The following is an 18,601-nucleotide window of genomic DNA, read 5'->3' as shown; positions in this document are numbered from 1 at the left end:
CATCGTTTGTCGCCGTATGTGCGCGTGGATATCGTTGCGGCTCTTTAAAGGAGCCCAACAAATCATGAACCGACGCGACTTCAACGCTCACTTCGCCGCCATTGCGACCATTGCCCTTCCGGCATGTGCGCAGCCCACCCACTCCCCGGTGCAGGAAAGCCCCTGGGGCTATAGCGAATCGCTCAGCGGCGGGAGGCTGGGGGTGGCCGTACTTCAAGCCGATGGCCGGATCGAAGGTCACCGCCTGGACGAGCGCTTCCCAATGTGCAGCACTTTCAAATGGCTGGCTGCCGCGCACGTTTTGCAGAGGGTGGATCGCGGAATGGAAAAACTTGGTCGACGCATCAGCTATGGGCGTGATGTGTTGCTCCCCCACTCGCCTATCACCGAGAAACATGTGGACGGGGGAATGACTTTGGCCGAGCTGTGCCATGCCACGATCACCACCAGCGACAACGCCGCCGGCAACCTTCTTCTAGCCTCTTTTGGGGGCCCGCCAGGCTTGACTTCTTTCGCCCGACGCCTCGGTGACGATGTCACCCGGCAAGATCGATGGGAGCCTGAACTCAACGAAGCTACGCCCGGTGACCCCCGCGACACGACCTCACCTCGCGCAATGGCACATCTGCTGCACGCCACCTTGCTTGGCAACGCTTTGTCACCCAGCAGCCGTGAACAGCTCGCGCGGTGGCTCGAGGGATGTGAAACGAACGGGAAGCGCCTGCGCGCCAACTTGCCTGCGGATTGGCGTATGGGGAGTAAGACGGGGACAGGGGGCCGCGGCTCGGCCAACGACGTCGGCATCTTCTGGCCGCCAAAGCGGCCACCAATCCTGGTGTGCGCCTTTGTCACGAATACACAGGCCACCGAAGCTGATCGAAACGCCGCAATCGCTGCCGTAGCGCGCCGGGTCACAGCATAGGCACCACCACGTTACGCCACGCATCCGACGAACCATAGTGAGAACCACAAATGAAAACCTCCTTGCAACCTGCTGCCATCATGCTCACCGCCTCCGCCTTCATGGGCTCGCTCGCTGCAAACGCAGAAACGTATCAGGGCGTACAAACTGTCGCCTCCGTGCGCAGCCGTGATGTGGTCACGCAAGAGGCGCTTGGCGCCGCGCGCGCACCGATTTTTGGGGAGGCCGCTTACTCAGGCAACCAATCGGTACGGCCCTCTCTGCGAAGCCGCCGGGATGTGCAACGCGATGCCATCGCAACCGCATCAGGCGATCCCTACTCGGAAGCAGCCTCATCGGGCGTTCTTGCGACTCCCGAAGGAGCCGCAAGTCGTGCAGACATGCGCTCAGAGGCGCGGCATGAACGGACTCGGCTGGAGTAAAAGTCGAAAGGACTTGCGAGCGCCGTGATGCAACACGGGGGCCAGCTTGTCACATCGCCTGTCCCCTCTTATCGCAGCTCGGTCGGGATTGCAGGTTCTGGCCCGCGAGCGAGCCGACGCTTCGTTGTCTCAGAGCAGCCGCGGCTAGTGAGGCGCCATCAGGAGTGTCAGACACAAGGTTTCGGCAATCGCGCGCGCGGCCTCTGCAGGCGCGAGAGCGGATGTATCAATGACTAGCTCCCCTCTCGGCATCGCCCGCTCGGACGCCTCAAATTGCGTGCGCAATTCACGCAGAAGGTCCACCGACTGAAGCTTTCCAAAAAGCGCCCGGCTCGGCGCTGTCAGACGTTCTTCTTGTACCGCCACAGGAACGGTCAGCTGAACAAAATGGGTGCTGCCGCCAGCGGCCCTCACGCTTTCAACGACTCGCCTGTCGAAGCCTTGGATGACTGTCGGCTCTGGTGCAAAGGTGAAGATGAGAGAACGCTTAGCCATTGCTGCCTCGCGTATCACGTCGAGCCACATACTCTCGCGCAGCCTCACGAACTGCTCAGTGCCGAAAGGGAATACCGCTGCCACAGCATCGACCACTAAGTGGTTGTGGAAGACGGCGTAGCCAGTCATGCGCCCGAGTTCCTTCGCGATGGTCAGCTTTCCAGAGGCCACCGGGCCATGAACAAAAACAAGTTTCATGCTGCGGATTATGGTTATGTTACCGAAAGCGCTCAGTTGAAGCTCGGTTCTCGCCCGACCGACGGCCGTGCTGGTGGATGGAGCCGGCAGTGTGTGTAGCACAACACTGGCAAGTGTCCGTGCATCAGCGCGATCGCGCGGGAAGTTGACGCAGCAGGCAATCGAGAGCCAAGTGATAACGGTCTTGAAGCGCTTCAGTATGGGTCAGCTCACCTCTGGCTGAACAAAGGGCGAGGCCGCTGCCATGTGCATGGTCGATCAGAATATCGCGCCACATGACTGGGTCGGGCGTGACTGCGGTGAGCAGGCTCGTTAAGCGGTTGGTGATTCGGCGGGTCGTTCCTGTAAGGGCTTCGGGCGTGGCAAAGAGCGCGAGCGTCAACTGGGGGTGGCGGCCTACGACTCCGTAGTAGCGACTAAGTAGGTCCCGGATCTCCGAAGTGGGATCTTCCGACTTGCTCACTCCTGCCAGAGCTTCCGCATAGACTCGATCCGACACTGCCCGAAGCAAGCCTGCGTAGTCCCCAACGTGGTGGTAGAGACTCATCGGGGTCACTCCCAGTCGAGTAGCCAACGCGCGCAGGGTCAGGGCCTGGCCAGCGCCTTCCTCGAGCAACGCCAAAGCGGCAGCCAGGATGGCCTCTTGAGTGACTCCTTGTCCCGAGGAGGGCCGCCCGCGCGGGCGAGTCATGCCGCCAGCCGATAGGTGGATTGGACCAAACCAGAAGGGAAATTGCGACAGGACACCAATTTCAGATTGATGTCTTGCGAGAGTGCGCCAAACAGAGGCCTGCCGGAACCGATCAAGACGGGAACAGTTGTGATCACCATGTCGGCAATCAGCCCATCGCGAAGGAAGGACTGCACCACTTGGCCTCCATCAACGTACACCCGGCGCACGTTTTGTTCGGAAAGGGCCTCCATTTCGTCCCTGGGCGCACGGTCGGAGAACCGAACTTTGCCTGTCAATGAGTGCGGAACGGGCTTGCCCGCCAGCTGCTTGGAAAGAACGACCACGGGTAGCACGTAGGGCCACGGGTCGGACGCGATTGCTTTTTCATAGCTTCCTCGACCCATAACGATGACGTCCTTGTCGGCGATGAACGCTGGATAGCCGTGGTCCTCCCGCGGGTCGTCGCGCTGCAACAGCCATGCAATGTCACCATCTGCTCTCGCGATGAAGCCGTCGAGACTGGTGGCGATGAAAACGTGTGCGGTGATGAGCGTCATGGATTCAAATATACATCGTATATATATGACGCTCAAGGCGTTCGGAAGCCATCTCACTGCCAGCCTGCCATGCGCCTGAGGCGCACCTCAACTGGCCTGGCAGCCGCTTCAGGTCGCGGGTGTGGCTTCGAGGGCCGTACGAACGGCCGCACCAAGGGGCCAGCGCATGAATTCGTGGATCATGCCGTCGGAACGTCTCCCCCGGCACTTTCACGCCGGCTTGGCCCAAGCGCACGCCATAGGCATCCCCTTCATCGCACAGCGCGCGGCGAGTTTGGCTTGGTCATCGGGGTTGGCCGACTTCAGCCTTCCGATACTAGTGGTCTCGCAGAAGAGCCATGGCTGTTGCGTCGTAATACACCCCGTCCACCATAAAGGCCCGGCGAAGCAATCCCTCGGCTAGGAAGCCATGCCGCCCGTAAAGAGCCTTAGCGCGTGGGTTGTCCTCACGTACAGCTAGCTCGATGCGTGTCAGACCGAACGCCCAGGCCACGTCTATCGCCGCGCATAAAAGAGCTGAGCCAACACCTTGGCCCCGTGCCCCTGCGACGACGCCTATCCCCAAGCTTCCAACGTGTGCGCGAGCCTGACCACGACCGCGCAAGATGTCGCACCAACCCACGACGACGCCGTCCAACATCGCGATTCGCATGCATTCTTGATTCGAGAGGACGGATGCGTAGAACGCGTACGCCTCTTCAAGACGTGGCGCCTCTGTGAACGCAAGAAACCTTTTCTCGCGTGCAACCGAATCCAGCGCTTCGCGAAGAGCTGAAAAATGGCACGCGTGCAAGGGTTCAATGGAAAGATTCATGGTCTAGCGAACACTGGTTGCGGGAAGCCAAGGCGATGGCGCCTTAGGTACACCATCAAGTTCGCCGCGCACAACTGGGCGGCGTGCTCGATGGTCCGCTTCTGGCGTGTGCTGAAGTCTGCCGGGAATCCATCACTCATGCGGCGCCGTGGAAGACCTTCCAAGCCTCTTCTTCAAGCTGGCCGCCGGTGGAGAGGACGTGCCGTCCTCGTCGTGAATTCTGAAGGTCTGCTGGTCTCGACCGATGCTTGCAGCGCCGTCCAACCCGAGTAGTAGGGTGTACATCGTGTCCCGCAGAGCTCCGTCGAGGACGACGCGAAGCTGGGTCATCTGTGCAGCGGTCAGGCCCATGGCCTCGACCCTCTTGGCCACTTCTGCATGTCCGTGGTCACCCATGAACGCCCCAAGCAGCTCTGCTCTGAGGTCACTCCAGTTCTTGACGAAGTTTGCTGCGTCCATGTTCGTACGGTCGTTCTGGTTTGAATTCTGACCCGGCCTTGTACGTCCGGTCTTGGCCCGCGAGCACCAATTCGCGGCCGTGCCTAAAAGCTGAGCTTCGGCGCGATCGCCCTTGGCCAACGACCGCTTCAGGCGAGTTTGGCGAACAGGCAGTCCCGGCCAAAAGCCGACCTCCGCGACATCCCCCAACCGCCCGGCAGCCGTTGAGCACAATGCAGGCATGGAAGCTATCAAGACTCTTGGACTGTTTCCCTGGCACCCAAGGTGATCGCAGCGGCGACTGCGATCAGCGCTGCGATGATCGCGCAGCTCGCTCCCCAGCCGACCCATCCGACCGCCGCGGCACCGAACATTGTCCCAAGAGTTCCGCCTATAAAATAAGCCATCATGTAAGCGCTGTTGAATCGAGCGGGTGCTGAAGGGTTGAGTGCAAGCACAGTGCTCTGATTCGCGACCTGAGCAGCGAATAGCCCTGCGTCGAAGATTGCAAGGCACACCAAAGTGGCGACCGTGTTATGCAGTACAAGCCCGCCAATCAGCACAGAGCAGCCTGCAAGTGCCAGACCGAAAAGAATGACTTTTCGAGCGCCGACCCGGTCGGTCCACACTCCAGCAACGCGCGTCGCGGCGATGCCAGACAGGCCAGCCAAGGCATACATTCCGATCCGCTCCGCGGAGTAGGAAAACGGCGGTTGGGAAAGTGCAACTGCCAGGCCAGCCCAGACTGCGCAGAAGCCGAAGAACCATAAGGCGCCACGCAATGCTGCCAACCGGAGAATGGCATGTTTCGCGAACAGACTCGGGATGGATAACAACCCAGCTAAATACCCGTGCGTAACGCGTCCTCGTACGGCTGGAAGTACTAAGCGGCAACAGACTGCAAAGACCCCGCAGGCTGCGGCGAAGACGAAAAGCATTTCTCGCCAGCCCATCTGATCGGCAAGCCAGCCACCAGCGATTCGACCCGACAAAATTCCGGCTGAGATTCCTGCGGTGACGATACCAAGATTGGTTGCGCGACGGTGCGGGAGAGTCAATCTGCTTGTCAGGGAACTCATTCCCGCGCCTACAACTGAACACGCACCGGTGACCCCCATTAACAAGGTCAGGATGGCCGCACTCGTGACGGTTGCGCTCAGCGCGAGGGCGAGCCCAAGCAACGCAAACTGGATTCCAAGAACCTTGCGAGGTGAAAAGCGGTCGACTAGAGGGACAAGCGCCAACAATCCCACCAAATAGCCGATCGGCCCACCGGCGAGTGCAACTCCTATAACTGCAACTTCTGTGTGCATCGAGCCTGCTACATCTGCGATTGACGGCTGCAGCACGTAAATGCTTGATGTTCCAAGCGCAGCAGCTAACGCCATGAACATCACCTCGAGCCCTCCGAGATTGCCCGCACGTTCTTGCTTACTCATCGGAGAACACTCCGATTCTCGGAGTTAACAAAAGTCTGCACACGCACCGCTGAGCGAATTTTTTCTACGCCCTCATGTCTGTCTAGGGCCTTGGAAATGATGTTCATGGTTGTTTTTTGAGGTTCGGTTAGTGAACCTCATGAAGCTTATCACGAACAGGTCTGCTTTTTGAACTTCAGTAGACTTGGGGTATGGCAACTACTTATGACGCACAGAACTGCACTCTGGCGCGTGCGCTGGAACTAATCGGCGAGCGCTGGACGCTTCTGATCCTCCGCGATGCGTTTTACGGAGTCCGGCGGTTCAACCATTTCCGCGACCACCTTGACATCCCCCGTGCAGTGCTTGTCGAGCGCTTAGAAACCTTAGTCGACAATCGCATCCTCTCGCGCAACCCGGATCCCGAACACGCCGCGCGACATCTATACGAGTTAACTTCATTAGGCCGCGATCTTTGGCCTGCTCTTTATGCCTTGCTGTCCTGGGGCGCTCGCCTTGCCGGGCCGAATCAGCTGCGTTTCGTTCATGTCGTCTGTGGCAATGAGATCGACGACCACGGCGACTGCCAAGCGTGTCATGTCAAGCCACCACCGGCCGCTGTCGCAACCGAACCTCGCCAAAGCAAGCCTGGAGGACGGACCGACGCAGTTGCCATTGCATTGCGAAAGCGCCATGTGCTCCTTGAACCACTGGTTACCGAGAACTGACATGGACGATGCGAGCGGCTTAGCGGCTGAACCTGACGGTCTGAACGACTGCTTTCAGAACTTGGCTACTTCCGCTTCGGTTAAGGGTTGTCCGACACCTGCCTTGCGGCGCGCACATGGTGCGACCCTACAGCCTGCGGGCAGGTGTTGGACTGGCCTCCAGGGAGGAAACCGCGGAACTCAACGAAGGCGCTCGCGAAGGCGTGGAGCTATGGCGATTTGGGCTTCGGTCCACGCGATGAACCTGGAGAGTGAGCTCAAGGACGGGCCGGTCGTGCTTGCAAGCGCGAACTGATTGCACCCAACGGCCCCGTTGTGCACAGGGCGCAGTGGCTGCCCCAAAGAACTTTTCAGGTCACAGGCAAGACTGCGCCCCATCGGCACTGGCAGATGAAACCCGAGAGCAGCGTGGACAGCTCGACTCAGTCCTGTCGTCATGGCGGTCGAGCCTGTAGCGGGATGGGATGGCCCCGCACGAAGATCGCCAGGACCACCATGGGATGGCCGCAGTGCGGGCAGGAGAAGGCCGCCGAGGCAGCGCTTGAGTCGCCTTCGACATCGGGAACCACCTCAGCCTCTTGATGCAGCAAGGCGCGAGCCAGCGCCAGACTGGCGGTACGTGCTCCATTGGCCAGCAGCCCATAGTGGCGGAGGCGATGGAATCCGCTGGGCAACACGTGCAGCAGGAAGCGGCGCATGAACTCGTCGGCCCCAAGCGTCACCGTCTTCAAGCGTGTAAGGCCCTTGGCCCGGTAGTCCTTCCAGCGGAACGTGACACCGCGCTCATCCAGGCAGATCAACCGGCTGTTGGAGATAGCCACCCTATGGGTGTAGCGCGACAGATAGGCCAGCACGGCCTCGGGGCCCGCGAACGGGCGCTTGGCGTAGACCACCCATTCGCATTGACGCAGCGGTGCAAGCCAGTCGGCGAACGCCCGCGTATCGGCGAGCGCGGCATAGTCGCCGAAGAACTCCAAGCGACCGGCCCGATGCACAGCCTAGAGCTCTTCAAGGAAGCGCCGCCGGAATAGGCGCGACAGCACGCGCACGGGCAGGAAGAAGCCTGGCCTGCAGGCAATCCAGCGCCCGCCATCGGGCGATATGCCGCCGCCCGCAACGATGCCGTGGACGTGCGGGTGATGCGTCAAGGCGGATCCCCACGTGTGCAGCACCAGCGTGGCCCCGATGTGGGCGCCAAGATGCTTCGGATCGGCTGCGATGGTCATCAGGGTCTCTGCGGCGATGTCGAATAGCAGCGCGTAGATCGCGGCCTTGTTGCAGTACGCGATGGCGCTGATTGGCGCCGGTAAGGTGAAGACGACGTGGTAGTAGTCCACCGGAAGCAGATCGGCCCTACGCGCCTCGAGCCAGCGTTGTGCAGCGCTGGCCTGGCACTTCGGACAGTGCCGACTGCGACAAGAGTTATAGGCAATCTGATCTTGCCCGCAACCTTCGCAACGCAACACGTGGCCTCCCAGCGCCGCGCTGCGGCACTGTTCAATGGCCGACATGACCTTGAGCTGGCCGAGGCTCAGGTGGCCGCGCTGCGCCTTGCGCCAGTCGGGACCGTGGGTGCGGAAGATGTCGGCGACTTCCAGGGCGCTGTGCGCCATGGACGCACGCTCAGGCGCAATGCGCCTCCAGCGGGCTGACCACCTCGCGCAGCATCCGGGTGCCTACGTGGGTATAGACGGATGTGGTGTCCAACTTCTTGTGACCCAGCATGACCTGGATCACACGGATGTCCACCTTCTGCTCCAGCAGGTGGGTGGCGAAGCTGTGGCGCAACGTGTGCATCGACACACGCTTGTTGATGCCGGCGGCGACTGTGGCGGCGGCAATGGCACGGTTGAGCTGACGCGCAGTCAGCGGATTCAGCGGATTCATGCCTGGGAACAACCAGCCGTGAGGCAACATCTTCCCCTGTGAGTGGGCCAGGCGCCACCAGGCGCGCAGCAGCTCCAGCAGGACGGGCGAGAGCATCGCATAGCGGTCCTTCTGGCCCTTGCCCTGCTCGACGCGCAGCGTCATGCGCTGGCTGTCGATGTCATCGACCTTCAATGCGACGATCTCGCCGACGCGCAGTCCGGTGCCATAGGCGATGGAAAGCGCAGTCTGGTACTTGAGGTTGGATGCGGCCGCGATGAGGCGCACCGCTTCGTCGTGGCTGAGTACCACCGGCAGCTTCTGCGGAACGCGCACATAGCTCATCTTGGCCATTGCGTCATCGCGCCCGAGCGTGACGTCGAAGAAGAACCGCAGGGCCGTGATGGTCGCGTTGATCGTGATGGCCGAGACGCCGCGATCAACCATGTGCAGCTGGAATCGCCGCAGGTCCTCGGCAGTTGCGGTGTCCGGTGAACGCTGAAGAAAGGCGGCCAGGTACCGCACGGCACGAATGTACCCAGTCTGGGTCTTGGGTCGGAGCTTGCGCAGACGCATGTCATCGAGCATGCGTTGGCGCAAGGGCGAGATGGCTTGGGTGGATGCGGTCATGATCGTGCTCCTGTCAGAGGACGAGGCGGAATTGCCTCGCTCTGCACATTGACAGGGACGCGACGACTGATTGACTCCGCGGTCTTGCGGGCGGGCTACCGCGAATACGAAGGGACTTCCCACCTTCCAGCAACGGTGTCGAAGCACCAAGATTGGGTTGCGACTCTCAATCTGAAACCGAAAAGGGGAAGCCCATGAACGAGATTACAGGAGTACGGATAGCGCGGGTAGGTGTTGACCTTGCCAAGCAAGTGATTCAAGTCCACGCGGTGGATGTATCGGGTGGGCGCTTGGTCGCGCGGGCGTTCAAGCGCGAGCAGTTCTTCGCCTGGTGCACGAAACTGCCCGCGGGTTGCGTGGTGGCGATGGAAGCATGCTCGAGCGCGCACCACTGGGCCCGCAAGCTACGCGAGCAGGGGTTGGAACCACGGCTGATCGCGGCCCACTTCGTCACCCCGTATCGCATGGAAGGCAAAGGCGGCAAGAACGACGCCACGGACGCCGCGGCGATCTGCGAGGCGGCGTCGCGACCGAGCATGCGCTTCGTGCCGGTCAAGACCTGCGAGCAGCAGGGCGTGATGAGCCTGCACCGGGTGCGCGAAGGGTTGAAGGAAGAGCGCACCGCCTGCATAAACCAGATCCGGGGTGTGCTGACGGAATTCGGCCTGGTGTTCGGCAAGAGCCCCAAGGTATTGCGTGCCGTGCTGGCCGACATCATCGAAGATGCTAGCAACGAACTCAGTACAACCGCGCGCCTGGTGCTGCAGCGCGCGTTCGAGCACTGGCGCGAACTCGACGAGCACATGCGCTGGTGCGACCGGCAGATCGGGCAACACGTGCGATCCAGCCCAGCGGCCAAGCGCGCGGCCAAGGTCATCGGAATAGGCGAACTCGGTGCGTCAGCGCTGACGGCTGGCGTGGGTGACTTCACGCAGTTCAAGAGCGGCCACCAGTTCGGCGCCTGGCTGGGCGTGGTGCCACGCCAGGCTTCCAGTGGCGGCACGATCCGCCTGGGGCGCATCACCAAGCGCGGCGACGACTACCTGCGCACGCTGCTGATCCAGGGTGCCAAGGCCGCGGTGATGAGCGCCGACAAACGTGACGACCCGATCTCGCGGTGGTTGGCGCAGCTGACGGCGCGCGTAGGCTGGCAGAAGGCATGCGTGGCCATGGCCAACAAGAACGCTCGCATCCTGTGGGCGGTAATGACCCGCGAAGATGGTTTCGACTCCAAACACGTCAGCATCAAGCCAAAGGCCAAGCAGCCGGACCGGCAACCCGTCGTAGGCCCGGGATCGATCTCCGTTGCATGCGTGGCCTGAAGCCCGCTGTAAGTCCCGACACCCGATCAACTCCACAACAAGGTCAACTCCTTGCTCCTTCCAGCCAAGACGTGCTCTCGAAGATGCGTTTGACAGGTCAGACCGGCAGCTGGCGAACTCGGTAAACCGTGCGTGGCGGCAATCGTGCCCAACCACGTACCGCGAATGGAGCCCGGCTGAGCGGTTCGTATCTGGGCCCGCGCGAAGATGCGCAACAAGGCCGTTTGTAGATGTGCAGTCTGTCCTCTGTCGCACCGCACCTTCACCTGCCGCACGGCGCCGAACGAGTGATTAAATCGAAGAAACACCGAACAGCCGCTGACCAAGGAAGAACAGCCAACATCCCAACAACTCCGCTTGACCCCGCGGGAAGTCCTTGTAGGCAGCGGTTTAGTCCTTGGGCCCGGTACGGCCTGTCAACATCGTTTGCCGTCCGGCCGGTCCGCAGCGTAAGCCGTCTTTCGACCCCGAGTTGCCAGCGGCAGCTTTCTTCTAGGGACCGGCCCACTCGCGCGAATGACCGGGAAGCAGCTTTGCTGCTTTTGGCGTGCATACGCTCCTAAACATGTTGGGGGGCAAGATGCGCTCAAGTTCGGAGAGAATGCCTCTCGCAACAAGTAGATCAGCTCGTGATTGAACCCCAGCCTTTGGCCATAGCCGCCTTCAGCTTTGCGATGGCGTGGGCGTCAGATGGATTTCATTGCATCAAAAATGGAGGGGCGGTCTGTGCAACAGGAAAACATTTTTTATGAAGATCGGTTTCTTGAAAGCTGGGCTGGTTCCATCATCACCAACCCCAGCACGGCCATTGTTGAGCTCGTTGCCAACTGCTGGGACGCTTATGCGACGAAGGTCGACATAAGCTGGCCCGATCCGAAGCGGAACAAGCAGTTTTCCATTTCGGACAACGGCAAGGGCATGACCAAGGCCGAGTTCGACTACATCTGGCGTGCCATGTCCTATGACCGAATCGCCAAGACCGGACCCACGGCTGCACCGCCACCAGGAGTGGAGGGTCTTCCACGCTTCGTCTTCGGGAAGAACGGCAAGGGCCGTTTTGCCAGCTTCTGCCTCACCAAGAACTACGTCGTCACCTCGGTCAAAGACGGCCAGAAGATCGTCTACAAGGTCAGCCGCACGGCCAACAAGCCCCTCATAACTGAACTCGTGGAGATCGTTGAGAAAGGTGTTGAAGGGCATGGCACGACGATCACAGGCGAAGGCGAAATCCGTCAGACCAACCTCACGGTTGAACAGGCTAGAGAGCTCCTTGGTGGTCGGTTCCTTGCCAACCCCTCCTTCAAGGTCAGCCTGAACGGCACTCCCATTTCGTTTGCCGACATCAGCAAGTCGTCCCTCTCAATCGTGGACGTTGAAGTGCCCGGCTACGGAACGGCCAAGATCTATCACATTGACACCGGCAAGGCCGACAAACCTACCAAGCAGCACGGCATAGCTTGGTGGGTCACGAACCGTGCGGTGGGTGAGTGCAAGTGGCGAGGTGCCGACGTTGAGCGCATTCTTGACGGCAGAACCGAGAAGGCCAAGCGCTTCACCTTCATCGTCCAGGCTGACTTTCTAAACAAGGAAAACGCCGTCAAGGAAGACTGGTCGGGCTTCATCGAGAAGAACGTCGCATGGGACACCACCAGGCCAATCGTTCAGGACAAGATTCGAGAGATCATTGACAACACCAGTGCCGCAGAGCGTGAGGACAAGCGAAGTGCGGTCCTTCAGAAGGTGGGGCAGTCGGTCAACTCGTTGCCTCTGCTGAGCAAGGATCGAGTCACGGGCTTCGTCAATGAGGTCGTGGATACCTGCCCGAACTTCGGTGAGCAGGAGATCGTGCAACTGACCTCCATCTTGGCAAAGCTTGAGAGGAGCAAGTCCCAGTACGGCTTGCTCGAAATCCTACACAACCAAGAATCGCATGACTTGGACGCCCTGCATGAAGTGCTGAGCCAGTGGACCATTGGCATGGCGAAGGTCGTACTGGACGAGATTCAGGGCCGCTTGAAGGTCATCAACGAACTGCGAATCAAGGTTCAAATCGCGTGCATTGACGAGGTGAAGGAACTCCAGCCGCTTTTTGCCAAGGGCCTCTGGATGTTCGGCGATAAGTTTGAGTCCATTCACTTCACGTCCAACAAGGGCATGACGACGGTCATCCGCGAACTCTTTGACGGGAAGGCCGAGAAGGCTTCGCTCAACCGCCCTGACTTCGTCATTCGCGGCGACGGCAGCACCGGCTTCTACTCCTTGCCTTCGTACAACGAGGATCACCAAGAAGCTGGCGTGCAGCACCTCGTCATAGTTGATCTGAAGACCACCAAGCTTTCCCTCGGCTCCAAGGAGAAGGAACAGATTTGGAAATACGTGAAGGAGTTGAAGAAGCGGGGCCACATTCAGCCTGACACCCGCATTGACGGCTTCGTCCTTGGCGACCAGATTGAAAGCGGTGAAGGTGGCACTCGGACCGAAGACAACGACAAGGTCAAGATTCAGCCGCTGCTCTACGGCACGATTTTGAACAGGGCGGAACAGCGGCTTCTGAAGCTCTACGACAAGGTCAAAGACGCCCCGTTCCTGCTCACCCAGCAAGAAGAGTTGGCGAAGTTCATTGAGCCGATCCCTGTTGCTCAAGGCTCGCTTGAGAGCGTTGCGTAGTGTCGCCGGTCAACTGGATCGCCGCCTACAACTATCTGTTCGCGGCCCTGAACAGTGAGAACAAGGCGCTCTATGTAAGTGGGTCGACGTTCTGCCGCATGGTTCAGCAGGTAGATCCGGGCTCGCCCAGCTACCAGCAACTTCTGCCTTTGCGCACGAGCCAAGGCAAGTCCAACTCCCGGAAGGACTTCTACTGGGATCTCATACAAGCTCAGCCAGAGCCGCAGCGCTTTGCCTTGTACCGGGTGTTCGTGGATCACATTGAGCCCCATGACAGGGCCCAAGCGGACACGATCAGGGACATCGTTTTCGGCGGTGGCCGTGCCGTGCCCACCACGGTTGTGCCGGTCGACCTGTGGAACTCGGAAAAGCTCAACCACAGCTTGACCGACATCGACAATGCGACTGACGCCCACCACTACAACCGGGCGACGACCCTGAGCTACACGTGTCTTGAAGGGCTCTACAAGACCTACGTGCGCAAGCATGTGCCTGACCAGGTGGGCCTGACTGACCTCATGCCGCTGTGCAAGGTGGTCAAGGACGATATTAGTCGCAAGCTCCAGGCCCAAGGGCCGTTCCCGGTGGAGATCGTCAATGCCATGCCCACCTTGACCAACGCGATTGCGAACTCAAGGAACGGGTTCTCGGAGTCGCACTTCGGAGACGATTCGCAGCGTTGGCTCGCCCTCTTTGCTCGTGACCTGACCAACTCGGTGGGTCGGCTCATGCTCAACTTCATGTGAGGCGACATGAGCAAGAAACTGCTTCTCGTTGACCTTGAGAACAAGCACAAGGTAGATCTCTCTGTGCTGGACGAGAGCTACCGGGCCATCATCTTCGTCGGTGCCAACCAGAACCCGCCCAAGGCTTCCAAGAAGCCAGCCACGGCCCATAGGTTCAGTCGGGTGGACTTCCTGAAGATTTCAGGCACTGGCAAGAACGCCTTGGACTTCCACATTGCCTTTGAGCTTGGCAGGACGTTTGAGACGACCCCCGACACCCAGTGCTTCGTTTTGAGCGGCGACAAGGGCTTTGATCCCTTGCTGACCCACCTCCAGAACAACGGCATGCACTGCCGCAGAATAGAGAGCATTGCTCAGCTCGTGCCCGTCGCTGTGGTGCCTGCTTTGCAGGTTGATCTTGTTGCATGTCGGCACTGCAAGAAGGCCAGCACGATTGAACACCATGGCGGCCTGTGGTGTTCCAACTGCGGCCGGTTCGCCAGCCCACCAGATCTGAAGCTCCTGCCTTCAAATCAGCCGGGCTTCGTGGAGGCCGAACCTGCTTGGGAAGACGATGGCGGGATCGTTGCCGAGTGTGGTTGGTGCCACCAGAAGACGGACATGACGGGTGGAATCTATGACGACGGCGAGTGGATGTGTGGGAACTGCATAGCTCGCTACGCAACATGATTCACCTTGCCCAAACCACCGGCTGCCGCCAGCCCCAAGGGGCTTCATGTATTGAGAGCGGTCGTGGCCGTTCAGCTCCGCACCATGACAAGCAAGACGGCTAGTCGGCTAGTCGGCAGATTGCTGAAGCGTTCCTGGCTGGTGCGAAGGCAAGAAGTCTTGAGAACAGAAAGTCGTTCGGTCTGCTGTACGAACAGGGTTGCCACGGCGTGTGCATTGGCCTCATGCGTCAAGAGCTTGATATCTTGCTTCGCCTGTCCTTCCTCTGGCGTCCTGAGACAGCAGCGGACGTTGCGGTGTCCCTCATGGAGAAGACCGTCACGAAGGGGGCAAGGTGGTCATATCAGTAAAACGGCAAGAAGGTCATGCTGAGCGATAGGAGCATGGTGGCCTTCGCCCACTTCTTGGGTGGCTGGGAGCGGGTTGCCTACGAATTCGGTTGCAAGGCCATTCACTTGTCCGATCTTCATGCCTACCAGGCGGGCGACCCCATGAAAAACCTGAGCGAGCATGAGAGGCAGGAGATTTCTCAGTATCTGAGCAGCTACCACGGTTACGACGGCAAAGATCTGACCATGGACGACATGGTTTCTTACCTGCCCAACGTCATGGAAAAGATCAGCAGCAACGTGGAGTTTTATCTGGAGGAACTGGAAGAGCGCTATGTGCATGCCGGCTGAGTTTGTCGGCACATGGCCTCTTCGGTTCGAATCAACACTAGGGAGCGGGCTTCGTGAGAATCAGAAAAATATCGATCAGGAACTTTCGCGGAGTCAACGACCTTGACTGGAGCCTTCCGACAGCGGACATCTTTTGTCTCATTGGGAAGGGCGACTCGTCCAAATCCACGATCCTTGAGGCAATCAGGTATGCGTTCCATCCTCAGTGGAACCTGACCCTCAGCGACTCGGATTTCTACACGGGCAAGGTAGAAAACGCCATTGTCATTGAGGTGTCCATAGGCGATCTCGTTGAAGACTTCCTCTCCCTCAACATGTACGGCCAGTACCTGCGAGGTTGGGACGCCAAGACCGGCAAGCTCGTTGACGAGGCCGACGACGCTCTTGAATCCGTCCTGACAATCCGCCTCACTGTCGGCAAGGACTTGGAGCCCAAGTGGCTGGTGGTCTGTGATCGCAATCCTGACGGTGTGCCCTTCAAGCAAGCTGATCGCAACAAGGTCAGCGTGGGCCTGATCGGAGCCTACAGCGAGAGACAACTTTCATGGGCGACAGGCACGGCCTTAGCAAAGCTCACTGAAGCGCAGAGCCTGAACGAGTTGCTTGCCAATGCTTCAAGAACGGCCCGCACCTCGCTTGACGCCGACAGGCCCAACAGCCTGAAGAACTTTGACGCTGCCGCCGTGAAGTCTCAGGAGGTGGCCAAGATTTTAGGTGTGCCTGTCGTGGAAGCCTACAAGGCCCACTTGGACTTGAGTTCGGTGAACCTGAAGGTCGGCGGACTCGCTCTGCATGACGGCGACATTCCGCTTCGCCAGTTGGGATTGGGGTCACGGCGAATGCTGTTGTGCGGCATTCAAAAAATGGGTCTTGAAGAAGGCCATGTGACCCTCTTTGACGAGGTTGAGTTCGGGCTCGAGCCTCACCGCATTTCTCGGCTCTTGAAGCATGTGCGGGAGGACAAGCGGGGTCAGTATTTCTTGACCACCCATTCACCTGCCGTGCTTCGTGAGCTCACCGTCAATGAGCTCTACATTGTCCACAGCAAGGCAGGCACTGTGCGGGTCATCCCCGCCTTCTGCGAAGGCTTGGTGGCCCATGAGGCACAGGGGAAGATTCGATCCAGCGCTGAAGCCTTTCTGTCGAAGAAGGTCGTAGTCTGCGAAGGGGCCACTGAGGTGGGCTTCTTGAGAGGCTTTGACGACTACCAGGTCGGAAAAGGCAATGATCCGTTCTCATACCACGGGGTGTCCTTGTTGAACGCTGGTGGTGCGAGCAAGATTAAAGCATTGGCCGAGGCATTCAAGCTGCTTGGCTATGAGGTCTGCGTCCTTGCTGACGGAGACGCCGAGAAGCAGTTCTCGCCTGCCCATGAAGCGGAGTTGAGAGACAAGGGCATTCCGGTTCATGTGTGGACCGACAGGCTCTCATTGGAGGAACGGGCCTTTCAGGACTTGCCGTGGGCAAGCGTGATCGCCAGTGTGAAGCTTGCCCAAACCGTTCCCAGCTTGACCGTCTATGCCAACGTGCGTTCCAAGTATCAAAAGGAACTCAGTGAAGACGTTGGCACGTGGGCGGAAAGTGCCGATCTGAGACTTGCCATCGGGAAGGCGGCGAAGGGTTGCGACTGGTTCAAGGACATCACCCGAGGCGACTTGTGGGTTCAGGCTATCAGTCCTTCTTTCGGCGATCCCGATTTTTCAAAGAAGGACATTCCTGTGAAGCTCTCCAAGCTCTGGGAATGGGCTGAGCATGTCTGAGGAACTGGCAATCAAGCTCGGTGAATGCACAGGCAAGGGGTATGTCATCGCTCCTGCTGGCTACGGCAAGACGCACTTGATTGCCATGGCGGTGAAGGCGGGAACCCACCGGCAGTTGATCTTGACGCACACGTTCGCCGGGGTCAATTCCATCAAGACGAAGATGAGCACCCTCGGTGTTCCTGCGTCCCGGTACCAGATTGACACCATTGCCAGTTGGTCCCTTCGTCTTTGCCTTGCATACCCGAAGAACTCTGGGTGGAAGATTGAAAACCCAACGAGCAAGCAGTGGGCGACGCTCTATGAGGCATGTTCAACCCTGCTGAAAAAGGACTTCGTTCGCCGTATCGTCAAGGCCACTTACGCCGGCGTTTACGTGGACGAGTACCAAGACTGCTCGGATCTGCAGCATGGTCTTGTGTGTGCCTTGGCCGAAGTGCTGCCTAGCCGCATTCTGGGCGATCCCATGCAGGCCATTTTTGACTTTGACGACGGCAAGCCCGTGGATTGGGACGCTAGCATCTATCCGCATTTCGCCTGCTTGGGTCAGTTGGAGAAGCCATGGCGTTGGGACAATGCGGGACAGCCGTTGTTGGGTGCATGGCTCAAGGCCGCGAGAAAGAGCTTGGAGCAGGGTCAGAAGATCGACCTTATCAACGGCCTGCCTGCATGCGTAAAACGGGCCTACACCGATCCCCAGTACCTGCCCAACAAGCAGTACGCTCTTCTCTGTGAGCACTTAGGCAACACCGCCTCCGTCATTGCCTTGCATGGCGGGGATCAGGAGTCCAAGAACAAGACCCACCGCCTGGCTCGGACCATGGGAGGCCGTTTCTCTTCCATTGAGGAAGTGGAAGGCAAGGCGCTCTTCTCGTTCGTCAAGAAGCTCGATTCCGCCAAGAACACGAAGGCTAGGTTCCTGCACGTCTTGGATTTCGCCAAGGACTGCTTCACTGCCGTCGACAAGACGCTGACCGCTGGCACCAAGCTTGGAAACATTGCCAAGGAGACGAAGGCCACAAAATATCCCAACTTGCTGGCGGCCGCGAACCTGTACCTCACAACGCCGACAAGCAAGAACCTCAAAGCCTTTATCTTGCTGCTGAAGGATAACCCTGAGACTGCGGCCTACCGGCGTGATTTGCTCTACCGCTTCATGAGCGTCCTGAAGTTGCACATTGACGGGGCAGGGGCGACGTTCCTTGAAGCGGCGAACCTGTACCAAGAAGAAATGCGGCACACGGGCAGGCCGATCAGACATCAGAAGCTCATTGGGACGACATTGCTGGTCAAGGGGCTTGAGTACGACCATGCGGTGATTTTGGACGCCGACTCGCTCGGTACCAAAGACCTCTATGTTGCAATAACGAGGGGTGCAAAGTCGTTAACGATCATTTGCAGCGGCGGAACTTTGCCGAGCGTCTAGGGTTGCCGTTGCCAGGATGCCGCGGTTGCGCGGCACGAAACTATCCGGGTGCACCGGCTCCACTTCGCCGCAAGCGGTTGACGACGGCAATGCTAGCGTCGCAGATGCCCGGTCTCAGGACTACCGGTCGTTCGAACATCGGACGTCAAAGACTGTTCTCAGTCTGGAGC

The 18,601-nt window shown here is 59.3% G+C and carries 16 protein-coding genes and 1 pseudogene; 9 read left to right on the top strand and 8 right to left on the bottom strand.

Annotation, left to right across the window (positions count from 1 at the left end):
• Positions 1–64 precede the first annotated feature (64 nt).
• Positions 65–922: a class A beta-lactamase gene (gene bla / locus AC1DMA_RS19705; RefSeq protein WP_478125830.1), complete on the top strand. Its 858-nt coding sequence runs from the start codon at positions 65–67 to the stop codon at positions 920–922.
• Between the two features lie 566 nt (positions 923–1,488).
• Here the strand turns inward: bla and AC1DMA_RS19700 are convergent.
• From AC1DMA_RS19700 to AC1DMA_RS19675, 6 genes are all read right to left on the bottom strand, one after another.
• Positions 1,489–2,037 carry a P-loop nucleotide/nucleoside kinase family protein gene (locus AC1DMA_RS19700; protein ID WP_478145279.1) on the bottom strand — a complete coding sequence of 183 codons (549 nt, stop codon included), beginning with the start codon at positions 2,035–2,037 and terminating at the stop codon, positions 1,489–1,491.
• A gap of 124 nt (positions 2,038–2,161) precedes the next feature.
• Positions 2,162–2,728, bottom strand: a complete 567-nt coding sequence (locus AC1DMA_RS19695) for a TetR/AcrR family transcriptional regulator (RefSeq protein ID WP_478145278.1) — start codon at positions 2,726–2,728, stop codon at positions 2,162–2,164.
• Positions 2,725–3,267, bottom strand: a complete 543-nt coding sequence (locus AC1DMA_RS19690) for a dihydrofolate reductase family protein (RefSeq protein WP_478125390.1) — start codon at positions 3,265–3,267, stop codon at positions 2,725–2,727. The genes AC1DMA_RS19695 and AC1DMA_RS19690 overlap by 4 nt, the downstream gene beginning before the upstream one ends.
• 316 nt (positions 3,268–3,583) lie before the next feature.
• Positions 3,584–4,081 (bottom strand): N-acetyltransferase family protein, encoded by a 498-nt coding sequence (locus AC1DMA_RS19685; RefSeq protein WP_478125389.1) that lies wholly within the window; start codon positions 4,079–4,081, stop codon positions 3,584–3,586.
• A gap of 132 nt (positions 4,082–4,213) precedes the next feature.
• Complete coding sequence (locus AC1DMA_RS19680) at positions 4,214–4,540, bottom strand: hypothetical protein (protein WP_478125388.1); 327 nt, start codon at positions 4,538–4,540, stop codon at positions 4,214–4,216.
• Between the two features lie 230 nt (positions 4,541–4,770).
• The gene (locus AC1DMA_RS19675; RefSeq protein ID WP_478125387.1) at positions 4,771–5,958 is read right to left on the bottom strand and encodes an MFS transporter; all 1,188 of its coding nucleotides are present in this window, start codon (positions 5,956–5,958) and stop codon (positions 4,771–4,773) included.
• Between the two features lie 191 nt (positions 5,959–6,149).
• Between AC1DMA_RS19675 and AC1DMA_RS19670 the strand changes: the two genes are divergently transcribed.
• Complete coding sequence (locus AC1DMA_RS19670) at positions 6,150–6,665, top strand: winged helix-turn-helix transcriptional regulator (protein WP_478125386.1); 516 nt, start codon at positions 6,150–6,152, stop codon at positions 6,663–6,665.
• Positions 6,666–7,099: 434 nt separating this feature from the next.
• Here AC1DMA_RS19670 and AC1DMA_RS19665 read toward each other — a convergent pair.
• Positions 7,100–8,278 (bottom strand): annotated as a pseudogene (locus tag AC1DMA_RS19665) (IS91 family transposase).
• A 10-nt stretch (positions 8,279–8,288) separates the two neighbouring features.
• Positions 8,289–9,161: a tyrosine-type recombinase/integrase gene (locus AC1DMA_RS19660; RefSeq protein WP_478125385.1), complete on the bottom strand. Its 873-nt coding sequence runs from the start codon at positions 9,159–9,161 to the stop codon at positions 8,289–8,291.
• Positions 9,162–9,355: 194 nt separating this feature from the next.
• On the opposite strand from AC1DMA_RS19660, the gene AC1DMA_RS19655 reads away from it, so the two are divergent.
• From AC1DMA_RS19655 to AC1DMA_RS19625, 7 genes are all read left to right on the top strand, one after another.
• Positions 9,356–10,483 carry an IS110 family RNA-guided transposase gene (locus tag AC1DMA_RS19655; protein ID WP_478145277.1) on the top strand — a complete coding sequence of 376 codons (1,128 nt, stop codon included), beginning with the start codon at positions 9,356–9,358 and terminating at the stop codon, positions 10,481–10,483.
• A 690-nt stretch (positions 10,484–11,173) separates the two neighbouring features.
• Positions 11,174–13,150 (top strand): ATP-binding protein, encoded by a 1,977-nt coding sequence (locus AC1DMA_RS19650; RefSeq protein WP_478145276.1) that lies wholly within the window; start codon positions 11,174–11,176, stop codon positions 13,148–13,150.
• Positions 13,150–13,896, top strand: coding sequence for a hypothetical protein (locus tag AC1DMA_RS19645; protein WP_478125383.1), 747 nt, complete (start codon positions 13,150–13,152; stop codon positions 13,894–13,896). Before AC1DMA_RS19650 ends, AC1DMA_RS19645 begins: the two co-directional genes overlap by 1 nt.
• A gap of 6 nt (positions 13,897–13,902) precedes the next feature.
• Positions 13,903–14,565, top strand: coding sequence for a PIN domain-containing protein (locus AC1DMA_RS19640; RefSeq protein ID WP_478125382.1), 663 nt, complete (start codon positions 13,903–13,905; stop codon positions 14,563–14,565).
• Between the two features lie 383 nt (positions 14,566–14,948).
• The gene (locus AC1DMA_RS19635) at positions 14,949–15,245 is read left to right on the top strand and encodes a hypothetical protein (RefSeq protein WP_478125381.1); all 297 of its coding nucleotides are present in this window, start codon (positions 14,949–14,951) and stop codon (positions 15,243–15,245) included.
• A gap of 53 nt (positions 15,246–15,298) precedes the next feature.
• A complete protein-coding gene (locus tag AC1DMA_RS19630; RefSeq protein WP_478125380.1) occupies positions 15,299–17,005 on the top strand; it encodes an ATP-dependent nuclease in 1,707 nt (568 codons plus the stop codon).
• Complete coding sequence (locus AC1DMA_RS19625) at positions 16,998–18,431, top strand: UvrD-helicase domain-containing protein (protein ID WP_478125379.1); 1,434 nt, start codon at positions 16,998–17,000, stop codon at positions 18,429–18,431. Before AC1DMA_RS19630 ends, AC1DMA_RS19625 begins: the two co-directional genes overlap by 8 nt.
• The last annotated feature ends 170 nt before the right edge of the window (positions 18,432–18,601 follow it).

It is taken from the genome of Variovorax sp. 05N34 (assembly GCF_056397405.1).
The sequence above is the reverse complement of the archived record's forward strand: the minus strand, read 5'-3'. Positions and strand labels throughout refer to the sequence as shown.